Origin of the sequence: Streptomyces syringium, assembly GCF_017876625.1 — a bacterium.
Lineage (GTDB): Bacteria > Actinomycetota > Actinomycetes > Streptomycetales > Streptomycetaceae > Streptomyces > Streptomyces syringius.
This window is the reverse complement of the sequence record NZ_JAGIOH010000001.1, coordinates 6,258,362-6,273,974: the sequence shown is the minus strand read 5'-3', so window position 1 is coordinate 6,273,974 and position 15,613 is coordinate 6,258,362. Positions and strand designations below refer to the sequence as shown.

Sequence of the window (15,613 nt, the reverse complement as noted above, 5' to 3'; positions counted from 1 at the left end):
GAGTTGGCGTGCCCTGGTGGTCCGAGGGCACCGCGAGCAGACTTGGCCCATGGAACTCATGGTGTCGGTCAAGAACGGCGAGGTCTGGGCGGAGGACTCGGGGGGTGACGGGCTGCCCCTGGTTCTGCTGCACCCCGGAATCGGCGACTCCAGCGTCTGGGATCCGATCCGGCCGCGTCTGGTGGAGCGGCACCGGGTGATCCGCTACGACGTGCGGGGATTCGGCCGTTCACCGGTGGCGACGGCGACGTACTCCCTGGTGGAGGACTTGGTGGCGGTCCTCGACCACTTCGGGCTGCGCCGGGTGGCGTTGGTCGGCACGAGCATGGGCGGTGTCCCGGCGGTGAATCTCGCCCTCGACGACCCCGCGCGGGTCGCCGCGCTCGCCCTGCTGTGCCCGGGCGTCACCGGATATCCCGGGGAGCTCACCACACCGGAGTTCATGGCCGAGTTGGAGGCACGGGCCGAGGCGGGCGACATGGACGGCATTCTCGCCCTGGCCATGCGCACCTGGGCGATGGCGGGCGTGGGCGACGACGCCGAGGCCGCGGCCCAAATCCGGGCGTCGATCCCGGCGTGGTTCACCAACCAGCCGTACCAGGTGCAGGATCCGCCCACCTTCGGCAGGCTGGGCGAACTGGCCGTCCCGTGCGCGCTGGCCCTGGGCGAACAGGACCAGCCGGAGGTCGTGCGCTGCAACGAGGACATGGCCGCGCGCATCCCGGGCTGCCGCCTGGTGCGGCTGCCGGGCTCGGACCATCTGCCGACGCTCCGCGAGCCGGAGGCGGTGGCGGATCTGGTGCTGGAGCTGTGCGACGGAGTGCGGTGAGAGCCTTCCGTCACAGCCCTCGGGTCAGGGCGCGAGGTAGGACTGGAAGAGGTTGTCCGGGTCCCAGGCTGCCTTGAGTTCCTGCAGCCGGTCCCAGTCGGCGGGTGCGTAGGCGCGCCGGGCCCGGGAGGCGTCGGCCTCCAGGTCCGTTTCGGCGATGTAGTGGCCGCCGAGCCCCGACGGGTCCACCGCGGCCATCACGTCCCGCAGCCACTGCTGGTTGGCCGCGTCCCCGGCCGGGTCGTCCCAGATCGCGTAGCAGACGAGGTAGGAGGCGCCGAGCGGGGAGAAGGCCATGTTCCGCAGCAGCGCGGGGGTTTCGGAGACGGGCCGTACCGGCGCGAGGACGAGGGACTTGGCGGAGGGGGCGCGGGCCACGGCGTCGGCGACGCGGCTCAGCTGCGTCTCGTACGACTCCGGCGACCACAGGGTGTCCGCCGCGTACCGGTGCACCGGGGGCCACGCCGACCCGGTGGCCGCGTGCAGGTCGGCGAACGAGGTCGGCGTGGGCGGCTGCCGGGAGACGGCCCTGTCGGCCAGGGGGCAGGCGTCCGCCACGGCGAGGGCGGCTGCTGCCTCCTCGCGGGTCGCGGCGAACGCGGTCATGCCGACGGTGATGCGCGGCCCCGACGGGGCGTGCCGGGTGGCTTCGCCGGAGGCGGTGAGGACGAGAGCCGTCTCGATGCTCGCCGGGAGCCCGGCCGCGGTCGCCTCCGCCCAGGCCGCCACGCGAGCGGTTTCCGACAGGGGGAAGGTGAGGCCGGTGGTCACGACGGCCCCCGGGTGGGGGTGGAGGGCGAGCCGGAAGCGGGTGACGACGGCGAAGAAGCCGGGCCCCGCGCCCCGGGCCGCCCAGAAAAGGTCGGGGTGGTCCGTCTCGCCGCAGCCGACCGTCCGACCGTCGGCGGTGACGGCTTCGATCTCCCGGACGTCGGCGCAGGCCGGTCCCCACGCGCGCGAGTTCCAGCCGAGCCCGCCGCTCAGCAGGTATCCGCCCACGGCCACGGACGGGCAATGCCCCACGGGGAAGGCGAGTCCGTGCGGGGTGAGGGCCGCGACGAGGTCCCCGCCGGTGGCGGCGGGCCCGACCGTGGCCGTCGCCGACGCGGGGTCGACGTCGCACTGCCGAAGGCGTGAGAGGTCGAGCAGCAGACTGCCGTCGCGGAGCGCGGAGCCGGACCAGTTGTGACCACCGGAGCGGACGGAGACGCGGAGCCCTTCGGAGCGCGCGTGGGCGAGGGCTTCGGGGACGTCCCGCTCGGACGCGGCCCGCACGATGACGTCGGGGAAGCGCTCCGGCTTGAGCCCGTTCCACACCGCTTCGGCCCTGGCGGCGTCGTACGCGCGCTCGCCCCGCCGGATGACGTCCCCTTCGACGCGTGCTGCGGGTGTCCGTCCGGGCATCACGACCTCCTCGCGGGTGAAGTCAGTGGGTCGTCAGGCCGAAGATCACGATGAGGAGCAGATAGCAGAGCATCACCACGGCGGCACCCGCCACATGGACGCGGCGACTTCGCGCGCGGGCGGGCACGAGCCAGAAGGCGAGTGCCTTGTTCACCAGAGGCATCAGCAGCCAGGTCAGCGCGCTGACGCTCAGCACGTTCCCGATGAACAGGGCGATGTAGCCGGGCACATCGAGGCCGTCCAGCTCGGAGCCCACGGTCAGGTTCAGCACCATGACGGTGGGATAGAGCGCCAGGACCACGGACATGGCCTGCTTCCAGTTCGGCGGGGCGCCGTCCTGCGCGCCCTTGTCGAAGCGGAACCAGCCGCTGAAGGCGGAGCCGACCTTGCGGACGTCGTACGACGTGAAGCAGTCGCGCCCCGCTTCCAGAAGCCGGGCGCGGACGTCGGACTCCAGCCAGCTCTCCAGGTGTTCACGGGAATCGAAGCGGAAGACCACGACCCAGCGCTCCTGGACGCCCTCGACCGGTTTGAACATCTCGGAGCCCATGAAGCCCGGCGAGGCCTCCTGCGCCTTGAGGACCTTCTCCTGCCACCGCAGGAAGTCCTCTTCGCGGCCGGGCTTCACCACATGGGAGATGACGGCGGTGACGGTTTCCGGGGTGGCCTGCTCGGCCGGGGCACCGCCCTGGAGCACCTCCTGGGTCGGAGGCCCCTCGAAGAGTCCCTGTCCTTCGGCGAGCAGCTCCCGCCGTCGGTCCGATGCGAGCCAGGCGGTCAGACGGCCGATCCCGGAGAAGCGGAAGACCGCCACCCATTCGTTCTCGGCACCGGCGCCGGGCGGATACACCTCGGCGCCCTCGAACCCCTCGAATTCGCGGGCTGCCTCATTCGTCCTGGCTTGCCAGCGCTGGTAGTCGTCGACGCGACCCGCACGTACTTTCTGCGAGGTCACCACCGTGGCATGCTCGGCCGCTGAGTCACGGCTTGCACGTGGACTCACCCGGAGTAGCCTAGTGCATACAGTATTTATAGGGCAAACGGGGCATTTTAACGACCGGCTCCCTGCCCCTCGTCCAGGCCTCGCAGAGGGAATCGATGCCGATCGGAGACGCGGAAATGGACCACAAGGAACTCATCACCGAGGCGGTGCGCCTTGCCACCGAATCCGTGGAGAACGGCTGGGGCGGCCCCTTCGGCGCGGTGATCACCCGCGACGGGGAAATCATCGCGCGCGGACAGAACCGCGTCCTGCTGACCGGTGACCCCACCGCCCACGCCGAGGTCGAGAGCATCCGCAAGGCCGTGCAGTGCCTCAACGCCGAGGCGCCGTCGATCGCCGAGGAACACCAGAACGACAGCACGCTGAAGCTGGTACCCCGCCCCGAGGGCTCACCGGACCCCGTGCCCGAACGCGCCCGGATGCTCCAGGGCTGCTCCATCTACATCAGCGGCGCCCCGTGCCCGATGTGCATGAGCGCCATCTACTGGTCCCGGATCGACGCCGTGTACTTCAGCCGCAGCCTGGAGGACACCCGGAACATCGGCTTCGACGACTCCTTCCAGTACGAGGACTTCGGGAAGCCGCTCGAGGAGCGCAGGATCGACATCCAGCAGATCCACCCGGAGATCGGCGCCCGGGCGTACGACGCCTGGACGAACAAGCCGGACCGGCACCCGTACTGAGTGGTGCGGACCGGCCGGTCCGGGGCGCTCCGCCCCGGACCGGCTTCGGCTGCCGGACCATCGGCCGGTGGCGGTCAGGCGCGGGTGGGCGCCGACGTGAGGTGCGCGACGAGCGCCTCCGCGAGCGGCTCGACGACCGGGGGTGTGATCATGTGGCCCATCCCCGGCACCATGAGCAGTCGCGCCGAGGGAATCTCCGCCGCGATCAGCCTGCCGTGCCCCGGCTTGACCGGTTCGCCGGTGCCCTCCACGACGAGGGTCGGAGCCTTGATCCGCTCCAGTGCGCCGACCGGCTCGAACTCCGGGTCGGCGCCCCAGGCGAGCTGGTGGTTCGCCGCCGTCCTCGGGTCGCGGGCGCGGTCGAAGAGCCGTTCCTCCAGCAGCCGCTGGGCGTCCTCGTCGAAGGGGAGCCCGGCACCGCCCAGCATCCGGGCGACCTCGATCTGAAAGTCGATCACCTCGGCGCGGCCGGCGGGCGGCGGGCTCACGGCCGCCCGCCGGAACAGCTCGAGGAACGCCGGGAGCGGCTCCGGAAGGCTGCCTTCCGGCTGCGGCTCCCCCATGAGGGCCCGCATGAGGACCTGTCCCTCCCGGCCGCCGAGCGGCGAGGAACCGATCACAGTGAGGGTCTCGACCCGGTCGGGGAGGTCCGCCGCGATCCACTGCGCGAGCAGCCCGCCCGCCGAGTGGCCGACGAGGTGCGCCCGCTCGATGCCGAGGGCGTCGAGCAGCCCCACGGCGTCGTCCTTGAGGGCGGCGCAGGTGTACGGGTGGGCCTCGAAGTCCCGGGCCGTCGAGCGGCCGACGTCCCGGTGGTCGTAGCGGATGACCCGGTGGCCGGCTGCCGCGAGCCGGCCGACGAACTCGTCGGGCCACAGGGGTGCCTGCGACATCGAGCCCATGATGAGCAGAACGGCCGGGTGGGCCGGGTCGCCGAACTGCTCCGTCCAGAGCTCGATGTCGCCGACGCGGATGAGCTGTGCTGCTGCCGTCAAGGTGGCGTTCTCCTGTGCTGGTGATGCGGGGTGTCCTGCTGACAAGCCGGAACTCTGCCGCACTGCGGCTACGGGCCCATCCGTAGGACTACTGGTGTGAGTACGTAGTCCACTGGGCCCTGTCTCCGGCAGGTCTCCGGCAGGTCTCCGGCAGCGGTTACGCGAGCAGCCGGGCCAGCTCGGTCCGCGAGGTGACGCCCAGCTTCGGATACACCTTGTACAGGTGGTACTCGACGGTGCGCGTGCTGAGGAACAGCCGGGCGGCGACGTCCCGGTTGGACAGTCCCTCGGCGACGAGCCGGGTGATCCGCAGTTCCTGCGCGGTCAGGGTGGTGAGGGCGGCCGGCTCGGCCCGGTCGCCCGCCTCGCCCGCCGCGCGCAGCTCGCCCAGGGCCCGGCGCTCCCACGGCACGGCCCCCAGGCGCCCGAACGCCTCCGCGGCGTGCCGCAGATGCGGGCGTGCCTCCCCCACACGGCGTTCCCGGCGCAACCGCTCGCCGAGCAGGAGGGCGGTACGGGCCCGGTCGTACGCGGCACCGGAGTCGTCGGCCAGAAGGTCGAGCGACCGGCGGAGCAGCTCCGGGGCGGTGCCGTCCTCCGCGACGAGGGCCCGGCAGCGGGCGAGCAGCGCCCGCGCCCGCGGTGATGCCGCGTTGGCCGACCACCGCTCCAGGAAGTCGACGGAGGCACGGGCGGCGTCCAGGTCGCCCGCGCCGACGGCGGCCTCGACGCGGTCCGCCGTCGACCCCCACACGGCGGCGGGGTGCCCGGCCCCCGGGCCGGCGGTGGTCAGCGCGGTGAGCCGCTCGTGTGCCTGCTCGAACCGGCCGAGGCCGAGGTCCAGCAGCCCCAGCGCGTACGAGGCGACGCCCACGCGCAGGCCGAGGCGGTGCGGAATGGCGATGGCCAGCGCCTCGTGCGCACGGGCCCGCGCGTCGGTCTCGTCGCCGCGCACGGCGGCGCAGACGGCGAGGTTCGCCAGGTGCGCGGCGGCGGAGTTGGTGATGCCGGTCTCCCGCGCCAGCGCCAGGCCCTCCTCGGACAGTGCGGCGCTGAGCGCGAAGGCGCTGTTCATGCGCTCGGCGGTGGCGGTGCTCTCCAGGACGACGGGGAGCGTGCCGACCATGCCGGAGACCCGGGCGACGCGTCCCGCGCGGGCCGCGAAGCGGGCCCCGACGTCGCCCTCGCCGAGCAGGCTCGCGGCGGCCGCCGCCCACAGCAGGAGCACGGCGTCGAAGCCGTCGTCCGGGACGGCGTCGAGGGCGCGGCGCAGCCGCCGCGCTCCGCCACGGCTGTCCCCTCCCTGGAGGGCGCCCATACCGATCAGGACGTCCCGGAGGAACGCGTCGGCCGGGCCGCTCAGTTCGGGGAGCGCCTCGGCGCGGTGGCCGATGAGGACGGCGGCGTCGGTGTCCCCGACGTAGGAGGCGGCCTCGGCGGCGTCCGCCAGGATGGACAGTCGCGCTCGCGCTGCCTGTTCCGGTGTCTGTTCCGAGGTCTGTTCCGCCGCGGTCAGGAAGGTCCGCAGCGCCTCCGCCGCATCCCCCGAGTGAAGCTCGAACCGGCCGCTGAGCTGGGCTATTTCCGCCGACGGCCCGCTGTCCCCCGCGGTCTCCCGGGCCGCGGCCAGCGAGCTCCGGGCCTGCCCCGGCCGACCGCCGAGCCAGGCCGCGACGGCCGCGTCCTTCAGCCTGAGGGACCGTGTCCGCCGGTCCGGTGTCAGGTCCGCCGCGCGGACGAGCGTCCGTGCGGCGTCCGCGTAGCCGCCCCGGGCACGGGCGAGGCCGGCGGCGGCCGCCAGTTCCGCGGCGATGTCCTCGTCCGGTCCCAGCGCCGCTTCCGCCCGGTGCCGGGCCCCGCGGCCGGTGTCGCCCGCCTCCTCCGACTCCGCGGCGAGCGCGCGGTGGACCGCCCGCCGGTCGGCGGCCCCCGCCCCGGCGTGGACGGCCGACCGGATCAGCGGATGCCGGAAGCGGACGCCCGTCGGAGTCACGTCCAGGAGCCCCGCGGCCTCGGCGGCGTCCAGCGCGTCCGCCGCCGCCCCGAGGCGCGCGGCGGCGCGGAGCACCAGCCGCAGGTCGCCCAGGCCCTCCAACGCGGCGACGAGCAGGACGAGCCGGGTCGGCCCGGGCAGTCGGGCGATCTGCTCGCCGAAGACCGCGCCGATGCCGTCACCGACCGGCAGCGGGTCGGGCAGCGGCGCCCGGCCGGTCAGTTGCTCGGGCGTCAGCAGCCCCGCCGTCTCCCGCAGGGCGAGCGGATTGCCGCCGGTGGCGGCCGCGACGAGCGCGGCGACGTCCGGGACGGGTGGCACGGCCGACCTCGCGGCCAGCACGAGCGCGGCGTCCGCCGCGTCCAGCCCCGCGACGGTCAGGCCCGGTACGTCCTTGAGCGCGTGGCGGGCCTCCGCCGTGTCCCGCGCGGCGAACAGCAGCCCCACGCCGTCCGCCCCGAGCCGCCGCGCCGCGAACATCAGGGCGTCGGCCGAGGCCCGGTCGACCCACTGGAAGTCGTCGACGATACAGACCAACCCGTCCGGAACAGCCGCCTCCGCGAGCAGCGACAGCACCCCGGCCGACACCAGGAACCGGTCCTGCCCACCCGTCGGCGCGGCCAGTCCCAGCGCGCCCCGCACGGCCTCGCGCTGCGCCTCGGGCAGCGCGTCCACCAAGCCGCTGACGGGCCGCAGCAGTTGGTGCAGCGCGGCGAACGCCATCTGGCTCTCCGGCTCGGCGCCCGTCGCCCGCAGCACACGGGCGGGAGCCGCCCGTTCTGCGGCCCGCAGCAGCAGCGCGGTCTTCCCGGCTCCCGGCTCGCCCCGCAATGCGAGCGCCTGCCCGGTGCCGGACCGCACACCGGTCAGGAAATCGTCGATCGCCGCGAGCTCGCGCCCACGTCCGGCGAGCCGGTCAACTGCTGTCATGTGTACGTACGTCCCTGGCGACCCGGGGGCGGCCCCCGTGCCGCGCCTGCTCCGGGGCCGACTGTACCCGGGCCGCGTCTGCTGATCTCCGACCGGTTACGGGACCAGCCCGATCGCCTCGATCTCGATCATCCACTCCGGATCGGCGAGCGAGGACACCTCGACGAACGATTCCGCGAGATGCGGCTTGTTCGGAAAGTGCTCCGCGCGCAGCTCGGCGAAGACGTCCTGCTGCGCGATGTCCGTGACGAACACGGTCGCCTTGACCGTGTCGGCGAGGCTGGAGCCCGCGTTCGTCAGCACCGTCGACAGATTGGCCAGCGCCTGCCGGGCCTGGGCCTCGAAGTCCCCGACGCCGACCGTCGTGCCGTGCTCGTCGATCGGGGCCTGCCCCGAGGTGAACACCAGGTTCCCGACCCGGACACCGAGCGAGATGCCGGCCGACTCGTACCAATCGGGGTCCGCCGTGACACGGACGCGCTCGGGAGCGGGCTGAGCGAAGGACATGCTGACTCTCTCTCACTTCACGACAAGCGCCGAGGCCGAGAAGACTGCGGTCCCCGGCATGGGATCCATGAGCGACAAGCGTCGCGAAGCGGTGATCCATTCCGGACCCCCGCCCCGCACTTACATACGTACATGCATGTATGTACGATGCGAAGGCGTGGACCACCCAAGGGAGGCATGGGGATGAAGACCCAACTGGCCCAACAGGTACGTCAGATCGAAGTCACCGACCCGATCGCCACGGCGCAGCGGTACGACTACGCCGACGCCTTCGAACTCCGACTGCCCGAGCCCGACCCGCACTGGCCGGAAACCTGGGTCCGGGCCGGGATGGATTCCACCCCGAAGTGGGCCGAGCGGGTCGTAGGACTGCTGGGGATGCGCAAGGCACCCGCGGAAGCGACCGACCGGATAGGTTCCTTGCGGATCGTCGAGTCCGGCCCCGAGGTGATCCATCTCGAAACATTCCTGCCGCTGATGCACGTCGTCCTCGTGGGCCGCCGGATCGAGCCGGACCGACGGACGTTCACCAGCGTTCTCCGCTACCGGCGACCGGTGCTCGCCCGCCTCGTCTGGGCGGTCGTCGGCATCGGTCACCGGCGGGTGGCACGACAATTGATCGCCAACAAGATTTCGACCGAATGACCGGAGCGGGAAATGCGTGAGGAGACACGGGAGAGGCCGACCCAGGGCGACCGCAGGCTGCGCACCCGCGCCGCTCTGCTCGAAGCGGCCGCGCGGGGACTGTCCCGCTTCGGCTACGGCAACCTCGTGCTGGAGCAGGTGGCCAAGGAGGCCGGGTACACGCGCGGTGCCCTCTATCACCAGTTCAAGGACAAGCAGGACCTGACGCGGGCCGTGTCCGAGTGGGTCCTGGAGACCTGGGACCAGGAAGTGGGCCGGTTCGTCGAGCAGGAGTCGGATCCCGTCGCGGCTCTGCTCACCCTTGCCCGCGGGCACGCCGTCTTCTGCCGGCGCGACATCGCGCGGGTGGCGATCGCGCTACGCCTGGAGTTCTCCGGGCAGGACCACCCGGTGGGGCGCACGGTGGAGGAGGGCTACGAAGCGCTCATCACGCACTGCGCGGGCCTGATCGAAGCCGGGCGCGAGGCGGGAACCATCCCGCCCGGCCCCCCGGCCAGAGCCGTCGCGCTCGCCTTCGTCGGCGCATTGGAGGGGACCGTGATCGCGCTGGCCGGCCAGGCGGAGCACGACGAGCTGCTCGCGGCCCGCACCGCCGCCGGTGTCCTCGGACTCGACCCTCTTGCTGTCACCCGCCCTTGACCACCGCCGCCTCTGCCTCTGCCTCTGCCTCTGCCTCTGCCTCTGCCTCGCCGATGCTGTACAGGGCCTCACCCACGGGTGAGCTCTCCCCGCTGACGTGCGCGCGGACGGAGGCGAGGTAGTCGTCGCGGCTGACAAGCCCGTCGCCGTCGCCGTCCAGGACGTCAAAGGCGGCCTCGATGTTGCCGACCGGATTTCCCAGCGCGGTCCGCAGCGCGGTGAACTCCGGTAGGTCCAGAGCGCCGTCCCCGTCGGCGTCGACGAGGTCGAAAAGTGCGCCGAGCACCGGCTCGCAGACGGTGTCGAACGCCTCGGCACCGGCCCAGGCCGCGTACTCCTCGAACGTCACCCCTCCGTCGCCGTCCGCGTCCATCGCCGCCCACGCCCGCGCACCGGCCGTGCGTGCGGTGACGACCAGGGGGTCGTCCTCACTGCGCCCCGAGGCCCGTGTCACACGGTCGGCCCGCGCCGCGTACTCGTCCTTCGAGATGACCCCGTCCCCGTCGGCGTCCAGCATGGTGAAGACGAGCCTCTTCGCGGCGGTTTCATTCATTGCGGCACCTTTCATCATGGTATGGGAGCTGTGTTCTCGTTCGGCTGTCACTACCCCGTACGCCGGGGTCCAAGACGGCCGTGACAGCTCGCGGCGCGCTGACATGGTGCGAGTGGTGCGGGCCCGGCGCACGAGGCGAGGCGCGCGCGGGTGGGTGCCACCGACAGCCGGGTGCCACCGACAGCCGGGGGTTGCCGATGCGACAGGGGGGTAGGCAGGGGCCGGTAGCGGATCCGGATCCCTGGAGGATGCATGATCGGCGGACGTCGCACGGCGGTGGCGTTAAGTTCCCTGGTCCTGGTGGGCTCGTCGTGGGTGGCGGCGCCGGCCGGTCAGGCCGACGAGGGCAGGCACAGAGACAGAGACACAGGGGTCATCCTGTGCACAGGCCCCAGCGAAAGCGCGTACGACCCGCCCCTGACCCTCGAAGCACGCGCGACCCGCGTCCACACCGAGGCCCGGTACACGTGCAGCGTCGGACCCGGCCGGATCGTCCCGGCCACCGGAACCCTGGACGGGGTGTCACCGTCGGCGTCCTGCAACGGCTTGACGAACCCCCGCATCACGGAGACCGTGCGGTACGCCGACGGCAAACAGTCATTGATCGTCTACGACACCGGCACCACGGTACGTACCGTCGGCGTTCTCGACGTCCACCTGTCGGGCCGGGTCACCGAGGGACGCGGCAAGGGACAGTCGGCGCAGCGGAACGTACTCCTCGCACTGCCCCGTGAGCTGCCGACGGAATGTCTCTCCTCCGGCCTCCCGGGCAACAGCGGTCAGGCACAGCTGGAGGTCCGGCCATGAGCGCATCCTTCGTGGGCATTCCCACCGAACCCATCGGCAGCATTCCCCGGCCCGCCGCGCTGCTCGCGGCCATGGCGGACCATGCGGACGGCCGGATCGACGACGCGGCACTCGCCGCCGCCCAGGACGACGCGGTCCGCGACACCGTCCGCCGTCTGGAGGAGATCGGCTCGCCGGTCGTGACCGACGGCGAACAGTCCAAGCCCAGCTTCGCCACGTACCCCCTCACCGGGCTGGACCATCTGGCGCCCGACGGCGTCGTCATCCCCTTCGCCGACGGACACCAGCGGCAACTGCCCCGCCTGACGGCACCGCCGCTGCGCTACGCCGTGCACGCCGACCGCTATCTGCGCGCCGCCCTCCAGCACGCGACCGTCCCGGTGAAACAGGCCGTCATCGCCCCCTCGGCGCTCAGCCTGCTCTACCCGCCGGACGGCATCGCCGACTATCCCCGCGAGACCTTCCTCGACGATCTGACCGCCGAAGCCGAGGCCGACATCCGTGGCTGCCTGGACGCCGGGGCGCACGTCGTCCAACTGGACTTCACCGAGGCCCGCCTCGCGCTGAAGCTGGACCCGTCGGGGGGACTGCTGGAGCAGTTCGTCACGCTCAACAACCGTGTCCTGGAGCGCTTCTCCGCCGCCGAGCAGGCCAGGATCGGCGTCCACACCTGCCCCGGCGGCGACCAGGACTCGACCCACAGTCTCGACGTGGACTACGGCGCCCTGCTGCCGGGCCTGCTGCGGCTCAAGGCGGGTGCCTTCTACGTCCAGCTGGCCAGCGAGCCGGAACCGGACAAGGTGCTCGGCGTCCTCGCCGACCATCTGCCCGACCGGGCCCGGGTGTTCATCGGAGTCACCGACCCGATCGACCCGCACGTCGAGACCCCCGAGCAGGTCCGCGACCGGGTCCTGACCGCAGCCCGCCATCTGCCCGTGGACCGCCTGGGAACGTGCGACGACTGCGGGTTCTCACCCTTCGCCGACGACACCTCCACGTCCCGCGAAACCGCCTTCGCCAAGATCCGCGCCCGGATCGAGGGCACGGCTCTGGCTGCCGCCGAGTTGGGCGTCTGACCGCGTCGGGCAGGGCGGCCTGGAGCCGGCCGACCTCGCCTGGACGCCCCGGACCGGGCACGCACGGTCCGGGGCGTCCACGCCCACTGATCAGTTCGTCACGGGCCCCGGCTCCTGGTCGGAAACCACAGGACGCGGCGTGACGATGGGGAACACCGGGTCCGGGAAGGTCAGATAGCCGAAGACCGTGTCGGCGGCCGCCTGGTCGTCGACCTGGATGTCACCCTTGGTCACCGCGGCGTCGAAGTTCTTCTTGAACTGGATCCCCGACAGCGCCAGTTGGTCCAGGGCGGCACGCGTGAGGCTGATGGTCGCCTGGGGCTTCCCGGCGAGTGTGTCCTGGCCCTCGACGTAGATCAGTACACCGTTGCGGAGCGTCGTCGTGCACTCCTGGCCGGTGCCCGTGAGGACCCAGCGCAGCACGATGGGCGATCGTTGTTCCGTCGCGGCCTTGGGGCCGTCGACGCTCTTGGCCATGGCGGTGAAGAACTGCTCCAACGACATGCTCCTCACCAGGTCCGAGGCGCCGTGGGAGGTCGGTTTCTGCGGACCGGTACGCAATTCCTGGGCGCCGGTGAGGTAGAAGTTGCGCCACGTACCGTTCTCGGATCCGTAACCGAGCTGGGTCATGGCCTTGGCCTGGAGCTCCTTGGCGCTCCGCAGGACATCGGCCGGGACCTCGAAGACATCGCCGGTGTCACCGGAGGCGAAGATGACGTGGTTGAGGAGCTCGACCACCCAGCGGTACTCCGGAGTGTCCGCGTCGTACGCCTCCTGTGCGATGCGGACGACCTCGGCCGGGCCACCCATCGCCTGGACGTACTTCGCACCGGCCTGGGTCGGCGGGAGATTCCACAAGTGGGCGGGGTTGCCGTCGAACCAGCCGATGTAGCGCTGGTAGACGGCCTTGAAGTTGTGGCTGAGCGACCCGTAGTAGCCCCTGTTGTACCAGTGCTCGGCGAGGCCGGGCGGCAGGTGCTGGAGCTTCTCGGCTATCTCGATGCCGGTGAATCCCTGGTCGATGAGTCGCAGTGTCTGGTCGTTGAGGTAGGCGTACATGTCCCGCTGGTTGCTCAGGAATTCGATGATGCTGTCCTGGCCCCAGCGGGGCCAGTGATGGGAGGCGAACTCGACGTCGGTGTGCTCGCCGAAGGTACGGATCGCCTCGGTGAGGTACGTCGACCAGGCGTGCGCGTCACGGACCTGGGCGCCGCGGAGACTCAGGATGTTGTGCAGGGTGTGGGTGGAGTTCTCCGCCATGCACAGGGTGCGCAGCTCGGGGAAGTAGAAGTTCATCTCCGCCGGGCACTCGGTGCCCGGGGTGAGCTGGAAGACCATGGGGATGCCGTCGACGGAGTGCTGGTACAGGCCCGGCCGCCAGGGGATGACGCTCGCGGGCGACCACTTGTCGCGCGGGGTGGGTTGGATCAGCGGTCCGCCGATGTAGTGGGTCGGCGGGACGAGCGTCACCTCGCCCGTCGAGACCGTCAGGCCGAGGCCGGAGCCGACCTGCCCGTGGGGGCCCTTGTCCAGGTTCGCCGCGTACATGTACTCCGCGCGGCGGGCCATGGCCGGGCCCGCGTAGACGTTCTCGCTGATCGCGTGCTCGAGGAACCCCTCGGGCGCGTACACGGCGAGACCGTCGGGAATCACGTCGCCGGTCTCGTGGAACAGCCCCCGCGAGCCGCCGAAGTGGTCGACGTGGCTGTGGGTGTAGATCACGGCGCTGATCGGCCGGCTGTCCCCGGTCGTGTCGCGGTACAGCTTCAGAGCGTGCTGCGCGGTCTCGTAGGAGGCCAGCGGGTCGATGACGACGAGGCCGGTATCGCCGGGGACGATCGTCATGTTGGACAGGTCGTAACCGCGGACCTGATAGATGACACGACTGCCGGAGGACACGACCTGGAACAGTCCGGCCGTGGCGGTGAGCTGACCCTGCCGCCACAGGCTGGCGTTGACGGACGGCGGAGGCGTCTCGTCGCCCTCCAGGAGAAAGTCGTATCCCGCGAAGTTCCACACGAAGCTCTTGCCGTCACGGGACGGGATCGCCGGAGAGCCCGGCACGGCCAGCAGCCCCCGCTGGGCGTCCCGGAAGTCCTCCGCGTTGGGCGGGACGGTGTTGATGATCCCGCGGTTCGCGTCCACGACGGACGGGGACGGCTCGACGATTTCGGTGGGCTCCGTGGCGTCGTTCATGCAACTGCCTCCTTGCGACATGCGGACAGCGCGATGCGCGCTCCGCGAGTGGGGCGTGTGCGGTGCGATAGCCGTACAGGTGCGACAACGACGCTATGAAGCGACAGATCCATGTACAAGGAACCGATCAAGCCACAGTTGATCGGTCCTCCCCTGCCCCCGGCGTGCTGGGGGAAGCCGCCTCCGCAGCTGCGCGATGCCGATCGTCTCGGTCCGGCTCTGCGGCTTTGGCCCGATGACCGTCGGGTCCGTCAGCCACCGCGGCGCCGATCGGCGCCACGAGACCGTCGGCCCCGCAGCCGGACTCTGCCTCACTGCCCTCTGGATCCGTGCGCGGCAAGGGGGCCCGGCTCACTACCTGGAGCTGGTGACCGCATGCCGCCGCACAACTGTCTCCCGCAGGCGGATGACGCTCTGTCGCCACCGGTCATCACCGCTCTCGCCCCAGAGTTCAGCCAGCTCGGAATCCGCTGCCAGGACCCGGTCGAGAGCCTCGGCTGCACACGCGCGCAGGTCGTCGGCGAAAGCCGGCATGGGCTCCTTGGGGCCGTAGACGGAGCTGACCGGCTTGCCTCCGGGGCAACGAGCTGCGACGAGCGCGGCTGCGGCCACGGCCTCCGCTCCCTCGGAGCTGTCGAGGTACCCCTGGGTACTGATCGCGGTGATCAGAGCCTGGCGGACCATGGCCTCACGACCGGTCTCGGCAACCTCGTCCAGGGCGAAGGCGAAGTCTGCGGCCATGTCGTTCTCGAACGGGCCGATGTCCCAGGTACCCATGCCGGTGATCCTCTCGTGTCGCGTCACGTGATCGTCGCAGCGACCACTGACAACGAGGTGATCCACCGTGCCTCCGCGCAAGCGGCGGTAAGCCCGCGTCGTGTGCCGTGCGCGCCGGTGTGGTCGTGGGAGGGCGAGGGCTTGGACGCCCTGGGGCCCGGAGGGGCTCGGCGGGGTGACCGGGCAGGTGAAGGCGCACCTCGACTGCTTGAGGGGGTGCGCGCCCAGTTGGTGGCGGCGATCGCGCGGTACGGCCAGGGCTGACTCGCTCCAGGCTCATGAGCGACCAGGCGGCGAGGTGGCCACCCGGTCGCTTCCTTGCGCGTTGGTGTTGTTCAGTCGAAGGGGATTCCGTCGCGGGCGCAGTTGCGGAGCCAGATGGCCGTGAACACGGGGTGCATGTGCTCGGGGTGTGGCCGACGACTGCAGACCCGGTAGTGCGCGATGTAGCAGTTGGGATCGCTTCCGTGGCCGTCGACGGCGTACCCTGTCCACGGACACGCGGTCATCCGGGTGAGCGGACATTGCACCTCTTTGTGGGCGGACAGTTCATCTCCTTGTGCGGTGTGACTTTTC

At 71.5% G+C, this 15,613-nt stretch carries 14 protein-coding genes; 6 read left to right on the top strand and 8 right to left on the bottom strand.

What is annotated here, in order from left to right; all coding sequences use genetic code 11:
- Window positions 1-49: 49 nt before the first annotated feature.
- Window positions 50-829: an alpha/beta fold hydrolase gene (locus JO379_RS27625; protein ID WP_130881466.1), complete on the top strand. Its 780-nt coding sequence runs from the start codon at window positions 50-52 to the stop codon at window positions 827-829.
- Between the two features lie 24 nt (window positions 830-853).
- Here JO379_RS27625 and JO379_RS27620 read toward each other — a convergent pair whose 3' ends face one another.
- The gene (locus JO379_RS27620; protein ID WP_130881467.1) at window positions 854-2,233 is read right to left on the bottom strand and encodes an FAD-binding oxidoreductase; all 1,380 of its coding nucleotides are present in this window, start codon (window positions 2,231-2,233) and stop codon (window positions 854-856) included.
- A gap of 22 nt (window positions 2,234-2,255) precedes the next feature.
- Window positions 2,256-3,188 carry an antibiotic biosynthesis monooxygenase gene (locus JO379_RS33480; protein ID WP_130881468.1) on the bottom strand — a complete coding sequence of 311 codons (933 nt, stop codon included), beginning with the start codon at window positions 3,186-3,188 and terminating at the stop codon, window positions 2,256-2,258.
- Between the two features lie 143 nt (window positions 3,189-3,331).
- On the opposite strand from JO379_RS33480, the gene JO379_RS27610 reads away from it, so the two are divergent.
- The gene (locus tag JO379_RS27610) at window positions 3,332-3,919 is read left to right on the top strand and encodes a nucleoside deaminase (RefSeq protein WP_242626407.1); all 588 of its coding nucleotides are present in this window, start codon (window positions 3,332-3,334) and stop codon (window positions 3,917-3,919) included.
- 74 nt (window positions 3,920-3,993) lie between these two features.
- On the opposite strand, the gene JO379_RS27605 is transcribed toward JO379_RS27610, so the two are convergent.
- The 3 genes from JO379_RS27605 to JO379_RS27595 form a co-directional block, all read right to left on the bottom strand.
- Complete coding sequence (locus JO379_RS27605; protein ID WP_242626408.1) at window positions 3,994-4,914, bottom strand: alpha/beta hydrolase; 921 nt, start codon at window positions 4,912-4,914, stop codon at window positions 3,994-3,996.
- A gap of 157 nt (window positions 4,915-5,071) precedes the next feature.
- Window positions 5,072-7,837, bottom strand: coding sequence for a helix-turn-helix transcriptional regulator (locus JO379_RS27600; RefSeq protein ID WP_209517452.1), 2,766 nt, complete (start codon window positions 7,835-7,837; stop codon window positions 5,072-5,074).
- Window positions 7,838-7,933: 96 nt separating this feature from the next.
- On the bottom strand, window positions 7,934-8,344 hold the full coding sequence (locus JO379_RS27595; RefSeq protein ID WP_130881470.1) for a RidA family protein: 411 nt from the start codon (window positions 8,342-8,344) through the stop codon (window positions 7,934-7,936).
- A gap of 183 nt (window positions 8,345-8,527) precedes the next feature.
- On the opposite strand from JO379_RS27595, the gene JO379_RS27590 reads away from it, so the two are divergent.
- Window positions 8,528-8,989 (top strand): DUF2867 domain-containing protein, encoded by a 462-nt coding sequence (locus JO379_RS27590; protein WP_209517451.1) that lies wholly within the window; start codon window positions 8,528-8,530, stop codon window positions 8,987-8,989.
- A 12-nt stretch (window positions 8,990-9,001) separates the two neighbouring features.
- Entirely contained in the window at window positions 9,002-9,628 is a 627-nt protein-coding gene (locus tag JO379_RS27585) for a TetR/AcrR family transcriptional regulator (protein ID WP_130881472.1), read from the top strand.
- Here the strand turns inward: JO379_RS27585 and JO379_RS27580 are convergent.
- Window positions 9,615-10,181 (bottom strand): EF-hand domain-containing protein, encoded by a 567-nt coding sequence (locus tag JO379_RS27580; protein ID WP_209517449.1) that lies wholly within the window; start codon window positions 10,179-10,181, stop codon window positions 9,615-9,617. The two genes, JO379_RS27585 and JO379_RS27580, sit on opposite strands and share 14 nt — an antisense overlap.
- 252 nt (window positions 10,182-10,433) lie before the next feature.
- On the opposite strand from JO379_RS27580, the gene JO379_RS27575 reads away from it, so the two are divergent.
- The gene (locus JO379_RS27575) at window positions 10,434-10,988 is read left to right on the top strand and encodes a hypothetical protein (RefSeq protein WP_209517447.1); all 555 of its coding nucleotides are present in this window, start codon (window positions 10,434-10,436) and stop codon (window positions 10,986-10,988) included.
- An 11-nt stretch (window positions 10,989-10,999) separates the two neighbouring features.
- A complete protein-coding gene (locus tag JO379_RS27570) occupies window positions 11,000-12,064 on the top strand; it encodes a cobalamin-independent methionine synthase II family protein (protein WP_209518914.1) in 1,065 nt (354 codons plus the stop codon).
- 90 nt (window positions 12,065-12,154) lie between these two features.
- On the opposite strand, the gene JO379_RS27565 is transcribed toward JO379_RS27570, so the two are convergent.
- Entirely contained in the window at window positions 12,155-14,260 is a 2,106-nt protein-coding gene (locus tag JO379_RS27565; RefSeq protein WP_207304051.1) for an alkyl/aryl-sulfatase, read from the bottom strand.
- A gap of 354 nt (window positions 14,261-14,614) precedes the next feature.
- Window positions 14,615-15,037: a DUF4259 domain-containing protein gene (locus JO379_RS27560; RefSeq protein WP_130881475.1), complete on the bottom strand. Its 423-nt coding sequence runs from the start codon at window positions 15,035-15,037 to the stop codon at window positions 14,615-14,617.
- Between the last annotated feature and the right edge of the window lie 576 nt (window positions 15,038-15,613).

Excerpts from the sequence above, each read along its gene's own strand:
- JO379_RS27625 (WP_130881466.1), top strand. The coding sequence starts at position 50 with ATGGAACTCATGGTGTCGGTCAAGAACGGCGAGGTCTGGGCGGAGGAC.
- JO379_RS27620 (WP_130881467.1), bottom strand. The coding sequence starts at position 2,233 with ATGCCCGGACGGACACCCGCAGCACGCGTCGAAGGGGACGTCATCCGG.
- JO379_RS27610 (WP_242626407.1), top strand. The coding sequence starts at position 3,332 with ATGCCGATCGGAGACGCGGAAATGGACCACAAGGAACTCATCACCGAG.
- JO379_RS27600 (WP_209517452.1), bottom strand. The coding sequence starts at position 7,837 with ATGACAGCAGTTGACCGGCTCGCCGGACGTGGGCGCGAGCTCGCGGCG.
- JO379_RS27595 (WP_130881470.1), bottom strand. The coding sequence starts at position 8,344 with ATGTCCTTCGCTCAGCCCGCTCCCGAGCGCGTCCGTGTCACGGCGGAC.
- JO379_RS27590 (WP_209517451.1), top strand. The coding sequence starts at position 8,528 with ATGAAGACCCAACTGGCCCAACAGGTACGTCAGATCGAAGTCACCGAC.
- JO379_RS27585 (WP_130881472.1), top strand. The coding sequence starts at position 9,002 with ATGCGTGAGGAGACACGGGAGAGGCCGACCCAGGGCGACCGCAGGCTG.
- JO379_RS27580 (WP_209517449.1), bottom strand. The coding sequence starts at position 10,181 with ATGAATGAAACCGCCGCGAAGAGGCTCGTCTTCACCATGCTGGACGCC.
- JO379_RS27575 (WP_209517447.1), top strand. The coding sequence starts at position 10,434 with ATGATCGGCGGACGTCGCACGGCGGTGGCGTTAAGTTCCCTGGTCCTG.
- JO379_RS27565 (WP_207304051.1), bottom strand. The coding sequence starts at position 14,260 with ATGAACGACGCCACGGAGCCCACCGAAATCGTCGAGCCGTCCCCGTCC.
- JO379_RS27560 (WP_130881475.1), bottom strand. The coding sequence starts at position 15,037 with ATGGGTACCTGGGACATCGGCCCGTTCGAGAACGACATGGCCGCAGAC.